Annotated in this window: 21 protein-coding genes; 14 read left to right on the forward strand and 7 right to left on the reverse strand. The window is 59.7% G+C overall.

Going from position 1 to position 24,737, the window contains the following annotated elements:
• Positions 1 to 92: 92 nt before the first annotated feature.
• Positions 93 to 953, forward strand: coding sequence for a S49 family peptidase (locus FBZ97_RS25795; protein ID WP_145322663.1), 861 nt, complete (start codon positions 93 to 95; stop codon positions 951 to 953).
• Between the two features lie 16 nt (positions 954 to 969).
• Positions 970 to 1,161, forward strand: coding sequence for a hypothetical protein (locus FBZ97_RS25800; RefSeq protein ID WP_069612441.1), 192 nt, complete (start codon positions 970 to 972; stop codon positions 1,159 to 1,161).
• A 122-nt stretch (positions 1,162 to 1,283) separates the two neighbouring features.
• On the opposite strand, the gene FBZ97_RS25805 is transcribed toward FBZ97_RS25800, so the two are convergent.
• Positions 1,284 to 1,598 (reverse strand): type II toxin-antitoxin system RelE/ParE family toxin, encoded by a 315-nt coding sequence (locus FBZ97_RS25805; RefSeq protein ID WP_145322665.1) that lies wholly within the window; start codon positions 1,596 to 1,598, stop codon positions 1,284 to 1,286.
• An 8-nt stretch (positions 1,599 to 1,606) separates the two neighbouring features.
• Positions 1,607 to 1,891, reverse strand: coding sequence for a hypothetical protein (locus FBZ97_RS25810; RefSeq protein ID WP_145322667.1), 285 nt, complete (start codon positions 1,889 to 1,891; stop codon positions 1,607 to 1,609).
• 119 nt (positions 1,892 to 2,010) lie between these two features.
• Here FBZ97_RS25810 and FBZ97_RS25815 point away from each other — a divergent pair, with 119 nt between their 5' ends.
• The 6 genes from FBZ97_RS25815 to FBZ97_RS25840 all read left to right on the forward strand — a co-directional run bounded on the left by FBZ97_RS25815 (position 2,011) and on the right by FBZ97_RS25840 (position 9,844).
• On the forward strand, positions 2,011 to 2,970 hold the full coding sequence (locus FBZ97_RS25815) for a glycine--tRNA ligase subunit alpha (protein WP_113353864.1): 960 nt from the start codon (positions 2,011 to 2,013) through the stop codon (positions 2,968 to 2,970).
• A 126-nt stretch (positions 2,971 to 3,096) separates the two neighbouring features.
• Positions 3,097 to 3,648 (forward strand): LemA family protein, encoded by a 552-nt coding sequence (locus tag FBZ97_RS25820; protein WP_145322669.1) that lies wholly within the window; start codon positions 3,097 to 3,099, stop codon positions 3,646 to 3,648.
• Positions 3,649 to 3,735: 87 nt separating this feature from the next.
• Positions 3,736 to 4,992: a 3-phosphoshikimate 1-carboxyvinyltransferase gene (locus tag FBZ97_RS25825; RefSeq protein ID WP_186449550.1), complete on the forward strand. Its 1,257-nt coding sequence runs from the start codon at positions 3,736 to 3,738 to the stop codon at positions 4,990 to 4,992.
• Positions 4,993 to 5,086: 94 nt separating this feature from the next.
• On the forward strand, positions 5,087 to 7,021 hold the full coding sequence (locus FBZ97_RS25830; RefSeq protein WP_145322673.1) for a DUF2207 domain-containing protein: 1,935 nt from the start codon (positions 5,087 to 5,089) through the stop codon (positions 7,019 to 7,021).
• 85 nt (positions 7,022 to 7,106) lie between these two features.
• Entirely contained in the window at positions 7,107 to 9,335 is a 2,229-nt protein-coding gene (glyS, locus tag FBZ97_RS25835) for a glycine--tRNA ligase subunit beta (RefSeq protein ID WP_145322675.1), read from the forward strand.
• A gap of 14 nt (positions 9,336 to 9,349) precedes the next feature.
• Positions 9,350 to 9,844 (forward strand): DUF523 domain-containing protein, encoded by a 495-nt coding sequence (locus FBZ97_RS25840; protein WP_145322677.1) that lies wholly within the window; start codon positions 9,350 to 9,352, stop codon positions 9,842 to 9,844.
• A 74-nt stretch (positions 9,845 to 9,918) separates the two neighbouring features.
• Here the strand turns inward: FBZ97_RS25840 and FBZ97_RS25845 are convergent, their stop codons facing one another.
• The 3 genes from FBZ97_RS25845 to purD all read right to left on the reverse strand — a co-directional run bounded on the left by FBZ97_RS25845 (position 9,919) and on the right by purD (position 14,005).
• Positions 9,919 to 11,733: a methyl-accepting chemotaxis protein gene (locus tag FBZ97_RS25845; RefSeq protein ID WP_145322679.1), complete on the reverse strand. Its 1,815-nt coding sequence runs from the start codon at positions 11,731 to 11,733 to the stop codon at positions 9,919 to 9,921.
• 360 nt (positions 11,734 to 12,093) lie between these two features.
• On the reverse strand, positions 12,094 to 12,522 hold the full coding sequence (locus tag FBZ97_RS25850) for a plant virulence effector HPE1-like domain-containing protein (RefSeq protein WP_145322681.1): 429 nt from the start codon (positions 12,520 to 12,522) through the stop codon (positions 12,094 to 12,096).
• Positions 12,523 to 12,736: 214 nt separating this feature from the next.
• Positions 12,737 to 14,005 carry a phosphoribosylamine--glycine ligase gene (purD, locus tag FBZ97_RS25855; RefSeq protein WP_145322683.1) on the reverse strand — a complete coding sequence of 423 codons (1,269 nt, stop codon included), beginning with the start codon at positions 14,003 to 14,005 and terminating at the stop codon, positions 12,737 to 12,739.
• A gap of 246 nt (positions 14,006 to 14,251) precedes the next feature.
• On the opposite strand from purD, the gene FBZ97_RS25860 reads away from it, so the two are divergent.
• The gene (locus FBZ97_RS25860; protein ID WP_145322685.1) at positions 14,252 to 16,561 is read left to right on the forward strand and encodes a Tex family protein; all 2,310 of its coding nucleotides are present in this window, start codon (positions 14,252 to 14,254) and stop codon (positions 16,559 to 16,561) included.
• Between the two features lie 144 nt (positions 16,562 to 16,705).
• Positions 16,706 to 17,965, forward strand: a complete 1,260-nt coding sequence (locus tag FBZ97_RS25865) for a cyclopropane-fatty-acyl-phospholipid synthase family protein (RefSeq protein WP_145322687.1) — start codon at positions 16,706 to 16,708, stop codon at positions 17,963 to 17,965.
• 89 nt (positions 17,966 to 18,054) lie between these two features.
• On the opposite strand, the gene FBZ97_RS25870 is transcribed toward FBZ97_RS25865, so the two are convergent.
• Positions 18,055 to 18,441, reverse strand: a complete 387-nt coding sequence (locus FBZ97_RS25870) for a hypothetical protein (RefSeq protein ID WP_246661844.1) — start codon at positions 18,439 to 18,441, stop codon at positions 18,055 to 18,057.
• Between the two features lie 342 nt (positions 18,442 to 18,783).
• On the opposite strand from FBZ97_RS25870, the gene FBZ97_RS25875 reads away from it, so the two are divergent.
• The 3 genes from FBZ97_RS25875 (at position 18,784) to FBZ97_RS25885 (ending at position 21,102) form a co-directional block, all read left to right on the forward strand.
• A complete protein-coding gene (locus tag FBZ97_RS25875; RefSeq protein ID WP_246661852.1) occupies positions 18,784 to 19,569 on the forward strand; it encodes a MipA/OmpV family protein in 786 nt (261 codons plus the stop codon).
• A 74-nt stretch (positions 19,570 to 19,643) separates the two neighbouring features.
• Positions 19,644 to 20,606: a 4-hydroxybenzoate octaprenyltransferase gene (gene ubiA, locus FBZ97_RS25880; RefSeq protein WP_145322796.1), complete on the forward strand. Its 963-nt coding sequence runs from the start codon at positions 19,644 to 19,646 to the stop codon at positions 20,604 to 20,606.
• 40 nt (positions 20,607 to 20,646) lie between these two features.
• Complete coding sequence (locus FBZ97_RS25885; protein ID WP_145322692.1) at positions 20,647 to 21,102, forward strand: GNAT family N-acetyltransferase; 456 nt, start codon at positions 20,647 to 20,649, stop codon at positions 21,100 to 21,102.
• Positions 21,103 to 21,171: 69 nt separating this feature from the next.
• On the opposite strand, the gene FBZ97_RS25890 is transcribed toward FBZ97_RS25885, so the two are convergent.
• Positions 21,172 to 21,738 carry a DUF6101 family protein gene (locus FBZ97_RS25890; protein WP_069613709.1) on the reverse strand — a complete coding sequence of 189 codons (567 nt, stop codon included), beginning with the start codon at positions 21,736 to 21,738 and terminating at the stop codon, positions 21,172 to 21,174.
• Between the two features lie 318 nt (positions 21,739 to 22,056).
• On the opposite strand from FBZ97_RS25890, the gene FBZ97_RS25895 reads away from it, so the two are divergent.
• Entirely contained in the window at positions 22,057 to 24,573 is a 2,517-nt protein-coding gene (locus FBZ97_RS25895) for a DUF1217 domain-containing protein (RefSeq protein WP_145322694.1), read from the forward strand.
• The last annotated feature ends 164 nt before the right edge of the window (positions 24,574 to 24,737 follow it).

A 24,737-nucleotide genomic window follows, 5' to 3' on the forward strand; every position in this document is an offset into this window, starting at 1 on the left:
GCGTCAGAGCATCAAATACAATCCGCAATATTGCGTTTGCCATTTCCATGCATACATCACGGGCAACAAACATCATGAAACAGGGATGACGAATGGTTGGGTTCTTGAGACGCATGCTTCCGAAGCGCTTCCGCAAGGAGGAGGTGATCATCCCCGTCGTCCGCCTGAGCGGCGTCATCTCTTCCGGGGGAGGGCCGCTGCGGCAATCGCTGAATCTGGCAGGCTCATCCCAGGCTCTTGAAAAAGCCTTCGGTATGAAGCCGGCGCCGGCTGTCGCCATTATCGTCAATTCGCCGGGCGGTTCTCCGGTGCAGTCGCGGATGATCTACAATCGCATCCGCGATCTGGCAGCCGAGAAAAACAAGAAGGTCCTTGTCTTCGTCGAGGACGTTGCGGCCTCCGGGGGTTACATGATCGCGTTGGCCGGCGACGAGATCATTGCCGATGCCACCTCGATCGTCGGCTCGATCGGCGTCGTTTCCGGCGGGTTCGGATTTCCGGAGCTCCTGAAGAAGATCGGCGTCGAGCGCCGCGTCTATACCGCCGGCGAGAACAAGGTGATCCTCGATCCCTTCAAGCCGGAGAAGGAAAAGGACATTGAATATCTAAAGAGCCTGCAGCAGGAGATCCACAAGGTCTTCATCGAAATGGTGCTCGAGCGTCGTACAGGAAAACTCTCGGCTGACGAAACGGTGTTCTCCGGCCTGTTTTGGACCGGCAGCCGCGGGCTGGAGCTCGGCCTGATCGATGGTCTCGGCGACATGCGCCAGGAGCTGAGGAAGCGCTTCGGCGATAAGGTCAAGCCTATGTTGATCACCACGCCGCGCAGCCTTTTCGGCCGCAAGGCTCCGGGCATCTCGCTTGGGAGCATGGATGGCCTCGGCGCCGGGCTTGCATCCGGGCTTGCGGAAGCGGCAGAGGAAAGGGCATTGTGGAGCCGGTACGGATTGTAAGCGGGAGCGCTGGCTAATGTCCCGGATCATCTTCTTCATCATCGCAGTCGGCGGGATTTGGTTCCTGTATCGGCGTTTCGTCCGCGATGCCCAGCGGCTCGCCGAAAAATCCCGCCGTGCCGAAACGGAACGCCGCACCGGCGCGATGGGAACGCTGGTTAAGGACCCGAAAACCGGCGAGTATCATGTGAAGCGCGAGGATAAGTAGTATGGACGAAGCAGAGCGGCTGAAGTCGGCTTTGGAGAAAGTCAAGTCGTTCAGGTTGGAGTTTCCCGCCGATTGGAAGTTTGATCGCGATGAAGCCAATATGCGTAGCGATCATTCGGATCTCAGCGTCGTTTTTCCACCCGTGACATCCAATCCGCTCCCGCGTAGCTGATGCAGATAATGTGGACGACCTGGGCCGCATCATCTACCGTGAAGCATACGACCGCCTTTTCTGAAGCGGGAATTGCTCTCAGCTTTGGCCCGATATCGGTGCGCACTGTGCCTACATGTGGAAAGTCGGCGAGCTTATCGATGAATTCCGTGATTTCATCGATTTTTGCTAGCCCGACTTCGATACCTGCATAGCTGGAAATGAAATCGACGATGTCGAAGAGATCACCTTCGACAAGCGGATGTTTGGTTATCGCATAACGCATGGGCCGACTTACTTGGCGTATTTCTGGCGCAGCCGATCCTTCACTCTGGAGGCCATTACCTTGCCGTCCCAAGGGAGCCACCGATCCTTGGGCAATTCCATGCGCCGGCGAATTTCATCCGCCATGCCGGATACCGCATCGTTGGGTGCATCATCATGGTGAGTTATTTGGTCGATCTGCTCGATCGCAGCTTCGACGAGGCTGGAAATCGATGGAAACGCACCTTCCTCGACCATCTTTTCAGCAAGGCGAAGATGGTGTTCGGATAGTGTGATTTCGGTTTTGATGTTCATTATCTTCTCCAGGAAAGCGCGGAGACGCATAGCGCTATCTATACGTCATGTCTTGACCCTTGTCTCCTATCGTGGCACCTGTCGCGCCACCCTACACCAAGCAGATAGTAGCTGATCCCATGACTGCCAACGTGCCCGACCATATGAACCCGAAGCGCTCCTTTCAGGCGCTGATCCTGACGCTGCACAATTACTGGGCCGATAAGGGTTGCGCGGTTCTGCAGCCGTACGACATGGAGGTCGGCGCCGGCACGTTCCATCCGGCGACCACGCTGCGCTCGCTCGGTCCCAAGCCGTGGCGCGCTGCCTATGTCCAGCCGTCGCGCCGCCCGTCCGATGGCCGCTATGGCGAGAATCCGAACCGCCTGCAGCACTATTATCAGTATCAGGTCATCCTGAAGCCTAATCCGCCTAATCTGCAGGAGCTCTATCTCGGCTCGTTGAAGGCGATCGGCCTCGATCCGCTTCTGCACGATATCCGCTTCGTCGAGGACGATTGGGAAAGCCCGACGCTCGGCGCATGGGGCCTCGGCTGGGAATGCTGGTGCGATGGCATGGAAGTCTCACAGTTCACCTATTTCCAGCAGGTCTGCGGCATCGAATGCGCTCCCGTCGCCGGTGAGCTGACCTACGGCTTAGAGCGTCTTGCGACCTATGTTCAGGGCGTCGACAGCGTCTATGACCTGAACTTCAACGGCCTCGAAGGCGAAGACAAGATCACCTACGGCGATGTCTTTCTCCAGGCCGAGCAGGAATACTCCCGGCATAATTTCGAATATGCCAATACCGAGACGCTGCATCGCCATTTCATCGATGCCGAAAAGGAATGCCAGGCGTTGCTGGCAGCCGGTGCGCCCGGCGACAGCGAAAACCATCGCCTGCACAAATGCGTCTTTCCGGCTTACGACCAGTGCATCAAGGCGAGCCATGTCTTCAACCTGCTCGATGCCCGTGGTGTCATCTCGGTGACGGAACGCCAGAGCTACATCCTGCGCGTGCGCACGCTCGCCAAGGCCTGCGGCGAAGCTTTCCTGCTGACGGATGCCGGCGGCGTCAACTGGAACCAGCAGGCCGCTTGAGGCAAGCTTCCCCAGGATTGGGCATTGCGGCCCTATCTTGGCTCTGCGCTACCGTTAAAGCCGAGTGACATTGGCGTGAAATCTGCCTAGTGTCCCTTGGGTTGCAGTCGCCACGGGGGATTTCAGATGCTTGTTCTTCTCGCGATCATAGTGCTGGCCGCGCTCTATGTCGTCTTCGCCTATAACGGGCTCGTCCGCGCACGTCAGGTAGCTGAGGAGGCCTGGTCAGGCATCGATGTGCAGTTGAAGCGCCGCGCTGATCTCATTCCCAATCTGGTCGAGACGGTCAAAGGCTATGCCGGCCACGAGCGCCAAACCTTGGAAGAGGTTGTCGAACTGCGCAACAAGGCGCAGGCCGTGCCGTCTGGAGATGTCGCCGCCCGAGGTCAGGCAGAGGGCTTGTTGTCGCAGGCCCTTGGCCGGGTGATCGCGCTCGCCGAAGCCTATCCCGATCTCAAGGCCAATACCAACTTCCTGGAACTGCAGCGCTCACTCGAGGGCGTGGAAAACGAAATCCAGATGTCGCGCCGCTATTACAACGGTGCCGCACGCGATCTGAACGTCAAGGTCGAAACCTTCCCGAACAATCTCATTGCCGGCCCCTTCGGCTTTGTCAAGAAGGCCTATTTCGAGATCGCTAACGAAGCCGACCGCGCCGTTCCTACGGTAAAGTTCTGAGATTCCCGCTATCGGTTTTTCATGCGAGGCGGTAAAGGATGCCGACCGCCGGCCATCGGCCGGCTTCCTGACTGACCAAAGAGAATGATGATGGGTAGAGCCAAACTCACGATTATCCCGCCGGGCAAGCCTTTGACCGGACGCGCCATGCCGCCCGGATCGAAGTCGATTACCAATCGCGCACTGCTGCTGGCTGGCCTTGCCAAGGGCACGAGCCAGCTGACCGGCGCGCTGAAGAGCGACGATACCCGCTATATGGCCGAAGCGCTGCGTGCCATGGGCGTTGTCATCGATGAGCCCGATGACACGACCTTCATCGTGACCGGCAGCGGCAAGCTGCAGGCGCCGGCTGCACCGCTTTTCCTCGGCAATGCCGGAACCGCGACGCGCTTCCTGACAGCTGCTGCGGCACTCGTCGAAGGCAAGGTCATTGTCGATGGCGACGCGCATATGCGCAAGCGGCCGATCGGCCCACTGGTCGACGCATTGCGCTCCCTCGGCGTCGATGCCTCCACGGAAACCGGCTGCCCGCCCGTCACCATCAACGGCACCGGCCGCTTCGAGGCAAGCCGCGTGCAGATCGATGGCGGCCTGTCCAGCCAGTATGTCTCTGCGCTTCTGATGATGGCCGCCGGCGGCGACCGCGCCGTCGATGTCGAGCTGCTCGGCGAACATATCGGTGCCCTCGGCTATATCGATCTCACGGTCGCGGCCATGCGCGCTTTCGGCGCCAAGGTCGAGCGCGTGAGCCCGGTTGCCTGGCGCGTGGAGCCCACCGGCTATCATGCCGCCGACTTCGTGATCGAGCCGGATGCGTCCGCCGCAACCTATCTCTGGGCGGCCGAAGTTCTCAGCGGCGGCAAGATCGATCTCGGCACGCCGGCGGAACAGTTCTCGCAGCCGGATGCGAAAGCCTATGACCTGATCTCGAAGTTTCCGCATCTTCCGGCCGTCATCGACGGCTCGCAGATGCAGGATGCCATCCCGACGCTTGCCGTTCTCGCTGCCTTCAACGAAACGCCGGTGCGCTTCGTCAGCATTGAAAACCTGCGCGTCAAGGAATGCGATCGCATCCGCGCATTGTCGAGCGGCCTGTCGCGCATCGTTCCGAACCTCGGCACCGAAGAGGGCGACGATCTGATCGTGGCATCCGACCCAAGCCTGGCGGGCAAAGTGCTGCCGGCGGAGATCGACAGTTTCGCCGATCACCGCATCGCGATGAGCTTTGCGCTCGCCGGTCTGAAGATCGGCGGCATCACCATTCTCGACCCCGATTGTGTCGCCAAGACCTTCCCGTCCTATTGGAACGTGCTGGCTTCGCTGGGGGTCACCTACGAAGACTGACGCTCCGCCATCTCAAGGGAGGCTGAGCGCGGAATAATCATGACGCAAAGCGGTGCCGGTAGCAGCGGCGCCGCGGCCATCCTTTGGGGGAGTGATGACACGGCTTTGCGGATTCTTTCTGGCCCTGTGCCTGCTGCTCTGTGCGACGGCGGTGACGGCAGCCGAGCTCATCACCAATTTCGATCAGGCAATCGCGCTGCATCGTGACGGCTCCATGCGCGTTGTCGAGACGATCTCCGTAAATGCAGAGGGGCGTGATATCCGCCGCGGCATCTTCCGGGATTTCCCGCTGACGATGACAGATGCCAACGGCCGCGAAATCGAGGTGGATTTCAAGGTGGTCTCCGTCGAGCGTGACGGCCAGCCGGAGGATTGGCGCAGCGAGCGTATCAGCGGCGGCGAACGCATCTATATCGGCAAGGCCGATCGTATCCTGAACCCAGGCCCGCATACATTTCGCCTGACGTATGACACCAACAGGCAGATGCGCTATTTCGGTGATCACGACCAGCTTTACTGGAACGTGACGGGCAACGGCTGGCTGTTCCCGATCATCAACGCGAAGGCAATCGTCACCTTGCCCGACGGCGTGCAGCCGCAGCAGCTTGCCTTCTTTACGGGGCCGCTCGGCGCTACGGGCAAGAACGCAAGTGCGAGCCAACAGGGCAATATTGTTACCTTCGCGACAACCAGGCCGCTCGCCACCGCCGAGGGCCTGACGATCGCCATCAAGCTGGCCAAAGGAGCGATTGCGCCGCCGAGCGACAGCCAGCAATGGGGCTGGTTCCTTCGGGATCATCTCGATACGATCATAGCCATCGGCGGGTTGATCCTGCTGTTTGCCTATTACATGCGAAGCTGGATCGCGGTCGGCCGAGATCCACCTGCAGGTGTCATGGTCCCGCGCTGGGATCCGCCTGACGGCATTTCGCCAGCGCTCGTGAACTATATCGATAACAGGGGCTTCGCCAGTTCCGGCTGGACGGCATTCTCTGCGACGGCAATCGACCTTGCCGTGCGCGGCTATGTCATTCTCGATGATCTGAAGGAAAAGGTCGTTGTCCGCCCGACCGGCAAGGCCGGCGGCGATCTCAGCGGCGGCGACAAGGTGCTGATGCAGGCCGTCGGACCATTTTCTCCGCTCGTCATAGACAAGGAAAACGGCGAGGCGGTGCAGGGTTTGGGTGCGAAGTTTCGCAGCGCGATCGAGCGCGATCATCGCGGCGAGTATTACAAGGCCAACTCGCTCTATGTCGTGGTCGGTGTTGCTCTCTCGGTCTTGATCCTGGCATCCATCATCATCTTCGGGCGGTTGCATGAAAATGCGGTGCCGCTGATCGTCATGCCCGGTGTCCTGTCGATTTTCGTGACCATCTTTACCAATATCATCGGTCGAAGATTCCGGCGTCCCAACGCCAGTCTCGGCCAGCGAATTCTTTCCGTTCTGATCTGCGCCTTCTTCGGCTTCGTATTGGTATCCGTCGCGGTCAACGGCTTTGCCGCCGCGGTCGTGCCACTGTGGGAAGCGGGCCTGCTGCCGCTAGTGGCGGGCATCGTCGGCATTTTTGCGCTCAACGTCGTCTTCTATTTCCTGATGGGCGCGCCGACACCGCTTGGACGCAAGATGATGGATGGCATCGCCGGCCTCCGGCAATATCTGACGCTCGCCGAACGAGACCGGATGAACATGCAGGGCGCGCCGCAGATGTCGCCGCAGCATTTCGAAAAACTGCTGCCCTATGCGGTCGCGCTCGGTGTCGAAAAGCCCTGGTCGAGCGCTTTCGAGACCTGGCTTGCGACCGCCGCAGGTGCAGCCGCGGCAGCCTACGCACCGGTCTGGTATTCCGGCGATTTCCGCCCTGGTAATATCGGCGGCACGATCGGCGACTTTTCCTCTTCCATGGCGTCGACCATAGCCTCGACGATTCCTGCACCGGCATCGAATTCATCCTCCGCTTTCGGCGGTGGAGGCGGCGATGGTGGATCCTCCGGCGGCGGTGGCGGAGGTGGCGGCGGCGGTGGATGGTAATTTCGCCGTTTGCCTTGGTGACTTTTGTTGCCGGGCTTGCTAAGTCCGCCCGGATCCTTTTTGCCTCAACGTAAAGACAATTCCCATGCCCGATCTCCTTCTCGAACTCCGCTCCGAGGAAATTCCCGCCCGTATGCAGCGCAAGGCTGCCGGCGACCTGAAGAAGCTGGTGACCGATGCGCTGGTCGAGGCTGGTCTGTCCTATGAGGGCGCCAGGGAATATTGGACGCCGCGGCGCCTCACGCTCGACATTCGCGGGCTGACGGCGCGCTCCGCCGACGTGCGCGAAGAGCGCAAGGGTCCGCGCACCGATGCCAATGAAAAGGCGATCGAAGGCTTCCTGCGCGGCGCCGGCCTGTCCTCCATTACCGAGGCACAGGTGCAAAGCGACCCGAAGAAGGGCGATTTCTACGTTGCGGTGATTTCCAAGCCCGGCCGCGCCGCGGAAGAGATTGTCGCTTCCGTGATGCCCGATATCATCCGCAACTTCCCTTGGCCGAAATCGATGCGCTGGGGTAAGGCATCAGTAAAGCCCGGCTCGCTGCGCTGGGTGCGCCCGCTGCAATCGATCGTCTGCGTCTACGGCACCGAGCATGAGGAAACCGTCGTCATCCCCTTCGAGATCGACGGCATCGTCGCCTCGAATGTGACCTATGGCCATCGCTTCCATGCGCCAGGCCCGATCACGGTCAAGCGTTTCGAGGATTATGCGTCGAGCCTGGAAAAGGCCCACGTCGTTCTCGATGCTGAGCGCCGCAAGGACATTATCCTGCATGATGCCCGCGATGTCGCCTTTGCCAATGGCCTGGAACTGGTCGAGGATGAAGGCCTGCTGGAAGAAGTGTCCGGCCTGGTCGAGTGGCCGCAGGTGCTGATGGGCTCCTTCGAGGAGGATTATCTCTCGATCCCCTCGGAGATCATTCGCCTGACCATCAAGACCAACCAGAAATGCTTCGTCACCCGGCCGCAGGCCGGCGAGACGCTGTCCAACCGCTTCATCCTCGTCGCCAATATCCAGGCGACGGATGGCGGCAAGGAAATCATCCACGGCAACGGCAAGGTCGTGCGCGCCCGTCTGTCGGACGCGCTGCATTTCTGGAAGCGCGATCAGGGCGATCTGCCCGATCTCGAAATGCTGGAAGCCTCCGCTAAAAAATTCGGCCTCGATCTGAAGAAGCCGCTCGATCAGCGCATGGCCAAGCTCGATGCGCTGAATGTTACCTTCCATGCCAAGCTCGGCAGCCAGGGTGAACGCGTCGCCCGCATCCGCGCGCTGGCCGCTGAACTCGCCAAGATCACCGGCGCCGATGCCGCTCTGGTCGACCGTGCCGTCGTGCTCGCCAAGGCCGATCTGCGCACCGAAGCCGTCGGCGAATTCCCCGAACTGCAGGGCGTGATGGGCCGCAAATACGCCTCGCTGCAGGGCGAGAATGCTTCTGTGGCAACAGCGATCGAAGATCACTACAAGCCGCAAGGCCCGTCCGACCGCGTTCCCGAAGACAAGGTTGCAATCACTGTCGCGCTGGCCGACAAGCTGGATACGCTCGTCGGCTTCTGGGCGATCGATGAAAAGCCCACGGGCTCGAAGGACCCTTATGCACTGCGCCGCGCAGCCCTCGGTGTCGTGAGAATATTGTTGGAAATGAAGACTCGGTTGGCGCTTGGAGGCGCCATATCATCACAGATGAAGCGCCTGGATGCCGATATTTCTGCTACCGAAGCTCAAAAGAAATCAAAGACCGGTAGTGACTTTGTTGTGGCATCAGTTGTCATCGGAAGTGGGGATTCTCGGCAATCCGACCTGCTCGCCTTCTTCCATGATCGCCTCAAGGTTTATCTCCGCGATCTCGGTGCCCGGCATGACCTGATCGACGCCGTGCTGACGCCGGAGGCCGATGATCTCCTGATGGTGGCCCGCCGTGTCGAGGCGCTGACCGCTTTCATCACCTCCGAGGATGGCAAGAACCTGCTCGCCGGCACCAAGCGCGCCACCCAGCTTTTGGCCGCCGAAGAGAAGAAGGGCACCGTCGTCGCCGACGGCGTTTCGGAAGCCTTGCTGAAGCTCGATGCCGAAAAGGATCTCTTTGCTGCCGTGAAGGCCGCCTCTGCGGAGGCCTCTGACGCGATCGCCAAGGAAGATTTCCGCTCGGCCATGGCAGCCCTTTCCAAGCTGCGCGCGCCCGTAGACCGCTTCTTCGAGGACGTACTCGTGAACGATGAAGACGCCGCCATCCGCGCCAATCGCCTGGCACTGCTGCGCCTGATCCGTGAGGCAACCGGCACGGTCGCTGACTTCTCGAAGATCGCGGGATAAGACATGGGGGCGCGATGACCGGAAAAATCCTCGTCAGCGCCTGCCTCATGGGCCATGCCGTCCGCTATGACGGCCGCTCCAAGCCTCTTGTCCATCCGGCGATCGATCGCTGGCGGGAGGAGGGGCGGTTGGTGACGATCTGCCCGGAAATGTCCGCCGGCATGGCGGTTCCAAGACCGCCTGCCGAAATTGCAGGCGGCGCGACCGGCGAGGATGTGCTTGCCGGCACCGCACGGGTAATGGAAATCACCGGCGGCGATGTCACGGCGGAATTTCGCCAGGCGGCGGAAAATGCGCTGGCGCTCGCAACGGAAACCGGCTGTCGTTACGCTCTCCTGATCGACGGCAGCCCATCCTGCGGCTCCGGCTTCATCTATGACGGCACATTTTCCGGCGGCAAGCAGAACGGCCGCGGCGTCACGGCGGCGCTGCTCAAGCAGGCCGGTATCGAGGTCTATTCCGATCGCGAGATCGACAGGTTGGTCGAGCGGTTGAAGGTCGCAGACTAACGCAGCAAAGCCTTGCTCAAAAGAAAACCGCCGGATGCGAGGCCGGCGGTTTCCCATTTTTGCAGCTGTACTGATCAGGCGGCGCGGCGATGATCCATGGTTGCGCGGCCTTCGTTGACACGGAAGCCGCGGATGAGGGCAAGAAGATCTTCCGTGTCGGCGGCGAGCGTCTCAGCCGATGCGGTGGTTTCCTCAGCCATGGCGGCGTTCTGCTGCGTGGCGGCATCGAGCTGGTTCATCGAGGACGAGATCGAGCGCAGCGTCGTATCCTGCTCGGAGGCGCTGTGGGCGATCTTCGAGACGATCTCATTGGCTGCCTTGATCTGACCGGAGATGCGTTTCAGCGCTTCGCCTGCCTCACCGACAAGGCGAACGCCCTGATCGACCTGACCGGAAGAGCGGGCGATCTGGTCCTTGATCTCCTTCGCGGCTGCGGCGGAGCGCTGGGCGAGTTCACGCACTTCCTGGGCGACGACCGCAAAGCCCTTGCCGGATTCGCCGGCACGAGCCGCTTCCACACCGGCGTTGAGCGCCAACAGGTTGGTCTGGAAGGCGATCTCGTCGATGACGCCGATGATCTTGCCGATTTCGGCCGAAGATTTCTCGATGCCGCTCATCGCTTCGATCGCCTGAGCAACCACGGCATCGCTGCGCGATGCTTCGGCGCTGACGGCATGGACCCGCTTGCTGGCCTCATCGGCGCCTTCCGCGGTCTGACGGACGGCGACAGTGAGTTCGTCGAGCGCTGCCGAGGTTTCTTCCAGGCTTGCGGCCTGTCGCTCGGTGCGCTGCGACAGCTCGTTGGAGGCGCGACGGATTTCTTCCTTGCTGAGGCCGATGTCGTTGCCTTTGGCATTGACGCGTCCCATCGCGGCTTCGAGGTGCGACAGTGCCTCATTGAAGTTGTTGCGAAGGCCGGCATAGCTGGCGCCGAGATCGCCGCAGCGCACCGTCAGATCGCCGCGAGCAAGCTCTTCGAGCGACTTGCCGATGACCGCAACGACGCGGGCCTGTTCGCGGGCCTCGTCCTGCTGCTGGCGCAGGTTCTGTTCGCGTTCGTTGCTGATTTCCAGCTCCTGTGCCGCCTGACGGTCGGCAAGCGCATGACGTTCGCGAACCTTTTCCTGCAGCGCCTGGGTCGCCTTCGCCATCAGGCCGATTTCATTGCGCATCTCGGTATGCGGGATGGCGGTCTTCACGTCTTCGTCCGCGACGGCCTTCAGGGCTGCGTGGACGTCGGTCAGCGGCTTCGTGATGCCGCGGATGAAGTAGAAGGCGGCACCGATACCGATCAGGAAGACGATGCCGCAGATCATGAGAGCACGCCACATCGTGGCATTGATCTGTGCCTCGAGGTCATCCATGTAGACACCGCAGCCGAGCACGATCTGCCAGGGAGCGAAAGCTGCCGAATAGCTGCCCTTCAGGAAGAACTCGCTGTCGGAGTGACCCGGCTTGTTCCAGTAATAGATGGTGCGGCCGCCGCCCTTGATGCCCTTCTCGACCATTTCCTTGCTGAAATGGGTGCCATTCTTGTCGACTTGGCCGGACATGTCCTTGCCGATATTGACGGGGCTCGGATGAATGCGCTGGATCACATTGTAATCGAAACCGAAGAGATAGCCTGCCGGCGCGAAGGTCACATGCGAGAGAACCTTGAAGGCTTCGGCCTGGGCCGCCTCATGGGTCATCTCGCCGGATTTTTCGCGCTGATAATACTGGTTCAAAACCGAGATGCCGGATTCGACCTGCGTGCGCAGCATGTCGAAGCGGTCGTCGTAAATGGAATCGGCCTGGGACCGGATCTGGAAATAAGTGGCCACCGCGAAGGCGGCCATCAGGACGCCAAGCAGGGCAAACAATTGATGCGATATCTTGAGATTCTTCATGGTGCCTCCCACAGGGGTGAATACCGGTGCGGTTTCCTACCGCCTGTGCGATCGCCTGAGAGAATCCCAATACGCTTGCCGCCGCTTAAATGACATGCTGCTGTCCGGTGACAGTAAAATCGCTGTTTATGTCTAAAAAAGCTTTAATTATGGGGTCTTGGTTGTATTTAATTTCGAATTAAACCGCAGATATGTGCAATCATTGTAAGTAATACGCAATTATATTTGAAGATCACACCAGCGAAACTTAGGTTTTGTGAGAGATTATTTAGTTCTGCCGAATACGAAGAGGATATATTTCGAAGTATGAATATAGTCGGCATTTCGCAAGCGCCCAAACGCGGGAACGCCTTGTGAAGATTACTGGCGAAGCTGGAAGCCGGAGATATCGAGCGGCGCAGGTTCGCGAGCTACGGAGGAGTTGGGCAAAGCCGCCGTCTGAGCGGTCATGTCGATCCCATCGGCAGGCTCACCGGCCGCAGCAAGCGCTTCTGGCGTCGGTTTGCTGACGAAGTTAACAGGCGAGCCGCCCATCCACGCTTCGGTGCGGACGACCCTTTTCTGACCATCGATATTGCGCACGACCACGGATTGGGTGCCAGGCTCCAGCGCCGGCACGGTATATTCCTTTTCCGTGACCGGCGGCTTCAGCGGAGGGCATTCGGCACAGCTCTTGTCGATAATGCTGCCTTTGCCGCCGATCATCGTGCCGTTGATCGGCTGAATCGACGAAGCCATGGTGGAGCCGCCGGCTAGTACGCACGCCAAGGTCAGAAAAAAGGAACGCATAACCAAGAACTCCGCCTTGAGCAATTCCAGGAAAAGTGCGAAGCGGTTTTCCGTCCGGAATTGCGTAAAAACAAAGGGATAGAGCATTTTCGCGTTTCGAAGAAAAGCGCAATGGCTCTATAGTGACGAAGACATTAGTGTCGCTTTATTTCCATCCCGTCAGGAGATTAGGTAAAAATTTAATGGACTTGCGATTGCAGAGCCGCAGGGATGTTTACTTTTCGCGCTCCACTGCACGCCAGCCGATATCATTGCGATAGAAGCCGTTATCCCATTTCACCTTGCTGGCCAGGGCATAGGCGCGTTCCTTTGCTTCGCCCACTGTCTTGCCCGTTGCCGTAATATTCAGCACCCGACCACCGGTTGCAACCAGCGCTCCGTCCTTCAGGGCTGTGCCGGCATGGAACACCTTCTCGTTTTCACCATCCGCGGGCAGCGCTGTGATCGGCGTGTTCTTGGCATAGGAACCGGGATAGCCCTTCGAGGCCATGACGACGGTCAGCGCCGGGTCGTCGCTCCATTCGGCCGTCATCTGATCCAGGGTGCCGTTGGCGCAGGCATAAAGCAGCGGCAACAGATCGCTCTTCAGCCGCATCATCAGCACCTGGCATTCGGGATCGCCGAAGCGGACATTGTATTCGATCAGTTCTGGCCCCTTGGCGGTGATCATCAGCCCGGCGAAGAAGACGCCGCTGAAGGGATGGCCGCTTTCCGCCATGCCGCGCATCGTCGGCTCGATGATTTCCTTCATGGTGCGCTCGACCATGTCTGGCGTCATCACGGGAGCAGGGGAGTACGCGCCCATGCCGCCAGTGTTCGGGCCGGTATCGCCATCGCCGACGCGCTTGTGGTCTTGGGCGGTCGCAAGCGCCAGCGCATGCTTGCCGTCGCAAAGGCAGAAGAAGCTTGCCTCCTCGCCGTCGAGATAGGCCTCGATCACCACTTCCGCCCCGGCCTCGCCGAAAGCGCCCTCGAAGCAATCGTCGATCGCAGCAAGCGCCTCGTCGATGGTCATGGCGACAGTGACGCCCTTGCCCGCCGCAAGACCGTCCGCCTTCACCACGATCGGCGCCCCTTGCGCGCGGACATAGGCTTTCGCCTTCGGTGCATTGTTGAAGCGCTGATAGGCCCCTGTGGGAATATCGTAGCGGGCGCAGATATCCTTCGTGAAACCCTTGGATCCTTCAAGCTGGGCTGCCGCCGCGGAAGGGCCGAAGACGGCGATGCCGACGGCGCGTAGCGCATCGGCAATGCCGGCGACCAGAGGCGCTTCCGGGCCGACCACGACAAACTCGATGGCCTTTTCCTTGCAGAAGGTAACGACGGCCTCGTGATTGTCGATATCGAGCGCTGCCAGCGTCGCATACTCGGCAATGCCGGGATTGCCGGGTGCGGCATAGAGTTCCGTCATGAGAGGCGATTGCGCCAGCTTCCAGGCCAATGCGTGTTCGCGTCCGCCCGATCCGATCAACAGAACTCTCATGGCTTGCCCTTTCGTTGCGTCCTTTTGCGCGGTTAAGCGGGGTTGAGCCAAAGGTCAAGCGGCAAATCCTGTGGAGGCAGGGCCGGCAACATTGCCATGCCTTTTTATCCCGCTAAAGCGGAAACGGCTTTCGCCCTCCACGCCATCTCCGCGCCGGGATTAGCGTGTTGCGTGGCGAAAACCGCTTCTTATGTCCGCGGGATCATGCTTATGGTCCCATCACGCTCGTTCAGTTCAGAGAGACACATGGCCGCTGATATCCGTTCCCTTGCCGCAACCATCGCCGCCGAGATCAATGCCCGCCCGGATCAAGCCAAGGCCGCCATTGAACTCCTGGATGAAGGCGCGACCGTGCCCTTCATCGCGCGCTACCGCAAGGAAGTAACCGGTGGCCTCAACGATACCCAGCTTCGCACGCTCTCGGAACGTCTCGTCTATCTGCGTGAACTCGAGGCTCGCCGTGCGGCCATCATTGAATCCATCACCAGCCAGGGCAAGATGACCGACGAGTTGATGGCCAAGATCGGCACCGTCGCCACCAAGTCGGAGCTGGAAGACCTCTATCTGCCCTACAAGCCGAAGCGCCGCACGCGCGCCGAGATTGCCAGGGAGCGCGGCCTCGGCCCCTTGGCCGACACGATCCTCGGTGATCGCTCCAAGGATCCCACGGTGCTGGCCGAGGGCTTTATCACGGCCGATGTGCCTGACGTGAAGACGGCGCTGGAAGGCGCGCGCGATATCATCGCCGAAGGCATTGCTGAAAATGCCGATCTGCTCGGTAAGCTGCGCAATTATATGAAGACCCATGCCACGCTGAAGGCCGCTGTCGTCGACGGCAAGCAGGAAGCCGGCGCCAAATTCTCGGATTATTTTGCGCATCAGGAGCGTTGGGCGACAGCGCCCGGTCATCGGGCGCTCGCCATGCTGCGCGGCTGGAACGAAGAGGTGCTGACGCTGACCATTGAGGTTGATACGGATGCCGTCTCGCCCAACAAGCCGGTCGAGCGCATGATCACTGCGGCCTATGATATCGGCGCCAGCCGGCCCGGCGACCGCTGGCTGACGGAAGTCGCAAGCTGGACCTGGCGCGTCAAACTTTCGATGTCGCTGTCGCTCGACCTGATGCGCGAACTGCGCGAACGTGCCGAAGAAGAAGCGATCCACGTCTTCGCCCGCAATTTGAAGGATCTGCTGCTGGCAGCGCCGGCGGGCTCGCGCGCTACTATGGGCCTCGATCCCGGCATCCGCACCGGCGTCAAGGTCGCCGTGGTGGACGGTACGGGCAAGCTGCTAGAGACGACGACGGTCTATCCCTTTCCGCCGAAGAACGACGTACACGGCACACAGGCCGCACTTGCCTCGCTCATCCGCAAGCACAAGGTCGAGCTGATCGCGATCGGCAACGGCACCGGCAGCCGAGAAACTGAAAAGCTGGTGGCCGACATGCTGGCCGAACTGCCCGCGCCGAAGCCGACCAAGGTCATCGTCTCCGAAGCCGGTGCATCGGTCTATTCCGCCTCGGAAACGGCTGCGCTCGAATTTCCCGATCTCGACGTTTCGCTGCGTGGTGCCGTCTCCATCGCTCGCCGCCTGCAGGATCCGTTGGCGGAGCTGGTAAAGATCGAGCCGAAGTCGATCGGCGTCGGCCAGTACCAGCACGATGTCGACCAGCAGAAGCTGTCCCGTTCGCTGGATGCCGTGGTCGAAGATGCGGTGAATGCTGTCGGCGTCGATCTCAACACGGCCTCGGCGCCGCTGCTTGCCCGCGTCTCCGGCCTCGGGCCGTCGATCGCCGATGCTATCGTTAGGCATCGCGACGGCGAGGGGCCATTCGAGACGCGGCGCGATCTCCTGAAAGTCGCCCGTCTCGGCCAGCGCACCTTCGAGCAATGCGCCGGCTTCCTGCGCATCCCGAATGGCAAGGAGCCGCTCGACGCTTCCTCGGTGCACCCGGAGGCCTATGGTGTGGCCAAGAAGATCGTCGCTGCCTGCGGCCGCGATCTCCGCACGCTGATGGGCGATACGGCAACGCTGAAGGCTATCGACCCCCGGCAATTCATCGACGACAAATTCGGCCTGCCGACCGTGCGCGACATCATCGCCGAGCTGGAAAAGCCGGGCCGAGATCCGCGTCCGAGCTTCAAGACAGCAACCTTTGCGGAGGGCGTCAACGAGATCAGCGACCTTAAGCCGGGAATGCTGCTGGAGGGAACCGTGACCAATGTCGCGGCCTTCGGCGCCTTCGTCGACATCGGCGTCCATCAGGACGGTTTGGTGCATGTCTCGCAGTTGGCGGATCGCTTCATCAAGGACCCGCATGAGGTCGTGAAGGCCGGCGATGTCGTCAAGGTCAGGGTTGTGGAAGTCGACGCAAAGCGTAAGCGAATCGGCCTCTCCATGCGTAAAGATGGCAGCACTGTGGCAGCCCCGTCGGGGCGGGATACACGCGAACAGGGTGGTGCGCGCAACGCTGGCGTTAAGGGAAATACCCGTCCGAAGGCCGAGCAGCAGGGTAGTTTTGGCGCCGCCTTGGCCGATGCACTCAAACGAAAATAAGGACTTAGCGGAACTTCGTGCAAGAATGTCACACTCTGGCAGCGTTGTTGCCAGAGTGCCAATGACTGTGGAAAGGTGCGCTTGCCACAACGCTGTGAGGCGTTAAAGTTGCCTTAATGTCATGTCATAACATTCGAGGCGTCCATGGCGTCGACTCTTTTTCCTCTCGTCCAGAAAATCATCCGTAAAGGTTCACTCAGGCTTACGCTCGCATCCGGCGAGACCCATGTGGTCGGCGACGGAACTGGAGAGACGGTGGCCGTCCGCTTTGCCGATCAGCAGGCAGAAGATGCGGTTGCCCGCGATCCGACGCTCAAGCTCGGCGAAATGTATATGGAAGGCCGCTTCATCCTGGAGCAGGGCGACATTTACGAGTTCCTGTCGCTGGTGAAGCAGAATACCACCAATGAGGTCTTCGACTTCCGCATGGCGGCGCTGCTGATCGGTCGCATTGCCTGGCAGCAGATCAAGAGCCGCTCGCCGATCAATCGCAACAAGCACAATGTTGCGCATCACTACGATCTCTCAGCGAAGCTCTTCGACCTCTTCCTCGATGAGGACTGGCAATATTCCTGCGCCTATTTCAATCCGCCTGGCATCAGCCTGGATGAAGCGCAGGTCGCCAAGAAACGGCACATCGCTGCCAAACTGCTGGTCGAGCCCGGCCAGAAGGTATTGGAAATCGGCTCCGGCTGGGGCGGTATGGCCATGTATCTCGCCGAGGCCTATCCCGGCCTCGACGTGACCGGTATCACGCTCAGCGAAGAGCAGCTCAAGGTATCGCGTGAGCGGGCGGCCAAGCGTGGCCTCTCCGATCGCGTCCGCTTCGAACTGCAGGACTATCGCTACATGTCCGGCAAGAAATTCGACCGTATCGTCTCGGTTGGCATGTTCGAGCATGTCGGCATCGGCGATTACGGCAAGTTCTTCCGCAAGGTTTCGGAGCTGCTTGATGATAACGGCGTCATGCTGCTGCACTCCATCGCCCGCCCGAAGCCGAGCTTTGCCACCAACGCCTTCATCGAAAAATATATTTTCCCCGGCGGCTACATTCCGTCGATCGGCGAGACCACGCCGCCGCTGGAAAAGGCAGGCTTGCTCACGCGTGATGTCGAGACCCTGCCGATGCACTATGCCTATACGCTGAGGCATTGGCGCAACCGCTTCGTGGCGCGCAAGGCCGATGCCGTCGCGCTCTACGACGAGAAGTTTTTCCGCATGTGGGAATTCTATCTGGCCGGCTCCGAAATGGGCTTCCGCTGGGATGAGCTCTTCATCATGCAGCTCCAGATCACCAAGAACCAGTTCGCCGTCCCCGACAACCGCAATTACATCGCGGAACGCGAGGCGAAGCTGAAGGAGTTCGAGGCGGGGCGTGCACCTTTGGAGAAGGTGACGTTCTGAGCCTCCGTCATCGCGCCGTTTGACGAGGCCGGACCGCGGAAAGCCACGGTTCGGCCTTTTCTATTCATGCCTGCACGTCATCAAAGTTGCTACCTGCCGACATGGACGGTGAAGGTGCCGTCCTGCACCGTACCATCCGTATTCAGTCCCGCAAGGCGCAGGGTGAATTGGTCGGTGCCCGAGAAACCGGGATTCGGCGTGTAGTAGACAATGTTCCCCTGGACCGTCTTGCCCGAGCATAGATAGGCATTGCTGTCTTTCGGGAACTTTGCCGCGACCGGGCCGTGCTCGACGTCAACCTTGCCGTGGGCAGGCTGCTTGATGACGCCCGTATAGGGAAATCCCGCAAAGGTGCAGTCCTGTTTCACGAGCGAAGTGCTCGTAATCTTCGTCTTCTTGCCGGGGGCGACGCTTCCCGAAAAATGGCTTTGTTTCGCCCCGCCGATCGGAGTGCCGACGCAGCCGGAAAGCGCCACGCCGGCAGTCAGGATCAGACCTAAGGAGATCAGGGATATGTTCTTTATTCGTTTCTCATCTTTTGAAATTGGGGGCTACGAGATGGCGGGCACTTGGCAATTGCGACCATTACCCACGATTGAGAATCTATACAGAAATTAAATCAGCACGATAGGCCGGCGCATGTCGAATGGCATCCGGTTAGAGCAACCTGAATTTGATGTTCTGACTGGATTCGGCGTCTTGTGGTTAAGGGAGCGGTAACGCGATCCGCATAATTTGAGGCAACTCTCGGGTCCTCCGGCCCTTTGTATTGCGTATCATGGAGTTTCATTGTGTTTGCAAAGTTAAGGTTCCTTTTCATTGGCGGCCTCTCCGCTATCGCCTATGGCGGCGCTGCTGAGGCGGGCGACGGTCAGCATTTGTGGTCGGGTGACTGGTACCTAAGCGTCGGTGCGGCCGGTTTCTCTGCACCGAAATTCGAAGGCGGCAAGCACAACAAGCTGCAATGGTCGCCGTTGGTATCCATCGGCCGGCAGGGTCCTGGCCCTCGCTTTTCCTCGCGCAACGACAATCCCTCCTTCGCCCTGATCGAAAGCGATGCATTCCGCGTCGGCATCGTCGGCAAGTTTGTGCCGAGCCGCGACAGCAGCGATGGCCACGAGCTGAGGGGATTGAAGAAGGTCAAGTGGGGTGTGGAAGCTGGCGGCTTTGCCGAGGCCTATCCCACGGATTGGCTGCGCGCCCGCGTCGAAGTTCGCCAGGGCATTCGCGCCCATAGCGGCGTCGTCGCCGATGCCGCGGTGGATGCCTTTACCGACATCACACCGGAGCTTCGCGCTTCGGCCGGTCCACGCATGACGCTCGCCAGCAGCGACTATTTCGACACCTATTATGGCGTCAATGCGCGCGAATCGGCTGCCTCCGGCCTCAGCGGCTACAAGCCCGGCGGCGGCGTCAAATCCGTCGGTTTCGGCGGCGCACTGACCTGGAAGGCCTCGCAGAACTGGACCACCAGCACCTTCCTCGAATATACCCGGCTCACCGGCCCGGCTGCCGACAGCAGCCTCGTGCGCGAGCGTGGCGACCGTAACCAGCTGCTGATCGGGGTTTCCGCCAGCTACAAGTTCAATTTCACGATGAACTGAGCAACGGACGAGGTCATGTCTCGTTATGGCCTCGCCGCTTGACCTCGGGTGCCGGATATCACTACTACTCGCCTATGCAAAACACAGGCGACATCAACGGGCGCGTCGCTGACGCGCCATCCGGCAACTGGGTCTACCGCGTTCTGCCCCCGACGCTTTGGCCATACGCCCAGCTTGCACGCTGGGACAGGCCGATCGGCTGGCAGCTCCTGATGTGGCCATGCTTCTGGTCCGTCGCGCTTGCGGCCAATGCCTCCGTCGCCCTGGGACATGGCTCCCCCGGCTTCGTGGTGATCTACCATCTCTCCCTCTATTTCATCGGCGCCGTCGCGATGCGCGGTGCCGGCTGTACCTACAACGATCTGGTCGACCACGAGATCGACATGTCCGTGGCGCGTACCCGCTCGCGCCCGCTGCCCTCGGGCCGCGTGACGCGCCTTCAGGCCAAAGTGTTCATCGCATTGCAGGCTCTCGTCGGCTTGCTGGTGCTGCTGCAGTTCAATTGGTTTGCCGTCGTGTTCGGTGTCCTGTCGCTCGGCATCGTTGCGCTCTATCCCTTTGCAAAGCGCTTTACCGACTGGCCGCAATTCTTCCTCGGCCTTGCCTTTTCCTGGGGCGCTCTGATGGGCTGGGCGGGTCTCTTCGGCAGCCTGTCGCTTGCCCCGATCGTGCTCTATCTCGCCGCCATCCTCTGGACCATCGGTTACGATACGATCTACGCGCATCAGGACAAGGAGGATGATGAGCTGATCGGTGTGCGCTCGACCGCCCGGCTTTTCGGCGATCAGACGCGCCTCTGGCTGGTCGGGCTCTATGGGGCGACGCTGCTTCTGATGCTGCTATCCTTTGCGCTCGCAGGTACAAGCTGGCTGGCCTATCTCGGCCTGGCCGTCGCCGGCGGCATGTTCGCCTATCAGATCGCCGTGCTCGATATCAACGACGGCGCACAATGCCTGGCCCTCTTCAAATCAAACAATCGGGTGGGGCTGATCATCTTCGCCGGTCTTGTCCTGTCGTTCCTGTTTCTTGCTCCCTGAAGGAAGGGATGCGCCGCATCAGGTTCCAGGGGAGGGCGTCATGGCATGCGAAATCCGTCTGGCCTCAGAGGCGGACACCGAGGCGATCAGCGGCGTAATCCCGACCGCACTTCACGAGAGCAACGCTCAGGATTATTCCCCCGATATCATCGCGCGCGTTGCCGAAAGCTTTAGTCCCGCTGGCGTGCGCAGGCTCATGAGCAGCAGAACGGTCTTCGTGGCGGTCGAAGATGGAAGCATTGTCGGCACCGCGAGTCTTGACCGTGCCGTCGTGCGCACGGTGTTCGTCTCTCCCTCCGCGCAGCGACGTGGCATTGGCGCCTACCTGATGGCGGCAATCGAACGAGCGGCGAGGGCAGGTGGCAATACTACCCTGTCCGTCCCCTCGTCGATTACCGCGCAGGGCTTTTACGAAAAGCTCGGCTTCCATGCTGTCGGCGAGAGTTTCCATGGCGATGAACGAACGATCATCATGGAACGCTCGCTGATACCATAAGATTTCGGCCGCGGGATCGGTTTTCCCGCGGCCGGTTTCTGGCGATATTCGGTTTCAAGCCTTATCGGCTTAATGTCTGGCGATGATCTCGCGACCCTGAATTTTCATCTTGATGCCGAGCTTGCCGGTCGTGCGGCGCACGAGGAAGCGTGGGCGGCGATTTGCGAAATAGGAATGGCGGCGACGCGGCTGGCTGTCCTGCGATCGGACACCGCCGAGATGTTCTTCCAGCGGACGGGCCACGCCGTCGGCTTCGATCATCAGCATCGGAATACGGAAGGCTTCCGACCAGGAGCGCCAGTCGGCGGCGATGTCGCTCAAATCGTGGGCCACGAGAAGGGGGATGCAGAGGTCCGGATCGGAGTGATGCAGTTCCAGCGTGACGGTGACTTCGCCGTCGCCGTGATCTATGGCGCGGGCGGCTACACCCTGGAATGCACGCTTGGGCAAGGCGACGGACAGCGGCAGGCCGCTGGACGGCAGGATCTTGCGCAGCACTGCGCCGCGCTCGTCGATCGTAATGGTGACATCACCTTCGGCACCTCGCATGGCGTAGCTGACCTGTTGCGGGAAGCGCGCCGGATCAAGCCGCAGTGTGGTTCCAGCCCAGTCGGGCTTCAGGACGGTATTAGTCATCGATTTTTCTACCCTTGCTTTACCTGAGAGCCGGTTGTTCCGGTCTTCTCTCGGAGAACTTTTGTCCTCTCGTTGTTGGGCAGATTAGGCGCCGTCCCTTCCAGACAGCTTAAAAATCGAGGTTAAGAAAACTTTGCGTCCTCAAATGGTTAGCAAACTCGAATGCATCAGGGTTTCCATAAGGTGAACACAGGGCAGGGTGGTGCGCCAGTATAGTGCACGCATAAGGTGAGTGCGTGTAAGTCTCAGGTAAGGTTTGTATGAAATAATGTCAGCCAGATTCGCCCCCTTTATTAGAGATCTATTGGGATTCTGCTGATGATTTCCACTTATCTTGGTTATACGATCGCAACCAGAGATATGGCGACCTCACTCAACCAGGTGGCGCAGCAGTCGCAAAACAAGCGTTTGATCGACTATTACAACGCCAATATCGGCAAAGTAACTGACGTCGACAGCTTCCTGAATGACTATCAATTATACAGTTACGCAATGGAAGCCTACGGGCTTTCGGACATGACCTACGCCAAGGCCTTTATGAAACAGGTCCTGACCAGCGACCTCAGCGACTCCAGTAGTTTCGCCAATAAGCTCACCGATCCGCGCTACAAAGAATTCGCTGCGGCGTTCAATTTCGGCACGAGCGCGACGGGTACGACGAATACGGCACAAACCAGCACGCAGGAAGACGACCTCATCGGGCTTTACCAACAATCCTTTACGAATGAGGAGACGTCGGCGGCGAGCGAAACGACCTATTACAGCCAGAATATCAGCTCGGTTAAGACGGTCGATGACCTGCTCGGCAATACCCGCCTGCGTAATTATGTGCTGCAGGCCTACGGTATCGACCCGACCTATGTGTCGAATTCGGCTCTGAAGCAGATGCTGACGAGCGATCTCAGCGATCCGAACAGCTACGTCAATCAGAATGGTGGCACTGCCGACAAGGCCCTAGTGGCGGAATTCAATTTCAATGCCGATGGCACGGTCAAGACATCGACGCCGGACGGCGACACGGCCTATTACGAGGCCAATATCGGCAGCGTCACCTCGGTCGATCAGCTGACGTCCAATCCGCAGCTGTTCCAATACGTCAAGACGGCATTCAATATTCCGTCCTACATTACGGCAGACCAGTTCAATGCTTCGGCCAAGGATGCCAGCACCGCAAGTTCGAACGGGCTGACCGCCGTCATGGCGGAATTCAACTTCCAGAGCGACGGCACCGTCGCATCCGGTTCACAAGCACAGACATCTGACCAGATAAGCGCCACCACGGCAGGCTATACCGCGAACTATCCCGGAGGGCCGCAGACGCTCAGTCAGCAGACCGATGTGATGAGCGCCTACAATTCCACCGTGCCCTCGTTCACGACGAGCGTCGGCGCAACCGACAACGATCTCTATTACAAGAATCATATCGGCTCCATCACGTCGGTCGACCAGCTGACATCGGACACGCGCCTTTTCGATTACATCAAGACTGCTTATGGCATCGATCCGACGACGCCAGCCGTCGTCTTCAAGAACGCCTTTGGCGATTCGACGACCGCCGCCATCTTCGGTTTGACCGGCGTCGTCTCCCAATTCAATTTCCAGTCGGACGGGACGCTTGCTTCCGGTCAGACCGCGCAGTCCCAGTCTGAGATCGACGCGGCCTCAAAGGCCTATATGAGCAACTACCAGTCGTCGCAATCGACCCTGACCACGGATGCGGTCAACAACTACAAGAACCGCATCGCCAGCGTGAAGACCATCAAGGATTTCTTTGCGAGCAATACGTCCGACAGCAGTGCCGCCAACGATAGCGCGCCGGAACTTTACCAGATGGCGCTGCGTGCCTATGGCATCGGCGAGAACGAAGTCACGAAGTCTCAGCTGACGAAGATTCTCGAAAGCGATCCTTACGATCCGAAGAGCTATGTCAACTCGCTCAAGGACTCTCGTTTTACCGCGCTTGCCAAGGCCTTCAATTTCGACAGCAAAGGCAATCTGAAGGCGCCGGTGCAGTCTTTGTCGCAAACGCAGATCAACAGCTATATCTCGGAATATTCCAGCCGCACCACGGCGGGGCTGTCGGGCGCCGAACTGACCAAAGCCACCAGCGATGCCAAGACCGCGGGCACCTATTTCGCCACCAATATCGTCAAGGTGACCAGCGTCACGGATCTCCTGGCCGACAGCAAGCTTACGAATTTCATCCTGACGGCCAATGGCATCGATCCGAAGACGGTCGATACGGCGACGCTGAAGAAAGCTTTCGCCTCCGATCCGTCCGATTCGAAGAGCTTCATCAACACGACCGATGGCGCCAAGTTCAAGAGCATCGTCGAGGCGTTCAATTTCGGCACCGACGGCAACCTGACCGACAGCAAGCTCGGCACCGCGCAAAACCAGGGCGCCCTTGCGGCGACCAATGATCTCTTTCTGCATCAAACGCTGGAAGATCAGCAAGGCGAGACCAATCCCGGCGTGCGACTGGCGCTCTACTTCCAGCGCAAGGCGCCAGATATCAACTCGATCTATGACATCATGGGCGATTCGGCGCTTTATGAGGTCATCACCACCACCTACAACCTGCCAAGCTCGATCTCCAATATGGATGTCGATACCCAGGCCAGCATGCTGAGCAAGTTCGTCAATGTGAGCGATCTGCAGGACCCGGATAAGGTCAATCAGCTGCTACAGCGATTCTCCGCGATGTATGACATGGAGAACAATACGACCTCCTCGACATCGCCGGCGCTATCGATTCTCACGGGCTCGTCGTCGAGCTCCGGCATCAGCGCCGATACGCTGCTTTCCATCGCGCAGCTGTCTTCGTCGCGGTAACAGGTTCCCGCAAAAAATCTAACCTGTCTCCCTGTTGCGCTTCCGCGCGGCAGGGGCTTGCCATGCCATTGTTTTCGCAGGGTTTCTGAGCATATTCGGACGTGTTTTTCGGGTGTGGAATGGCAGCTTTCCACAACGGCAGGAAGGAACTTATTAACCATCCT

Origin of the sequence: Rhizobium sp. ERR 942 (assembly GCF_007828395.1) — a bacterium.
Taxonomy (GTDB): Bacteria; Pseudomonadota; Alphaproteobacteria; order Rhizobiales; family Rhizobiaceae; genus Rhizobium; species Rhizobium dioscoreae.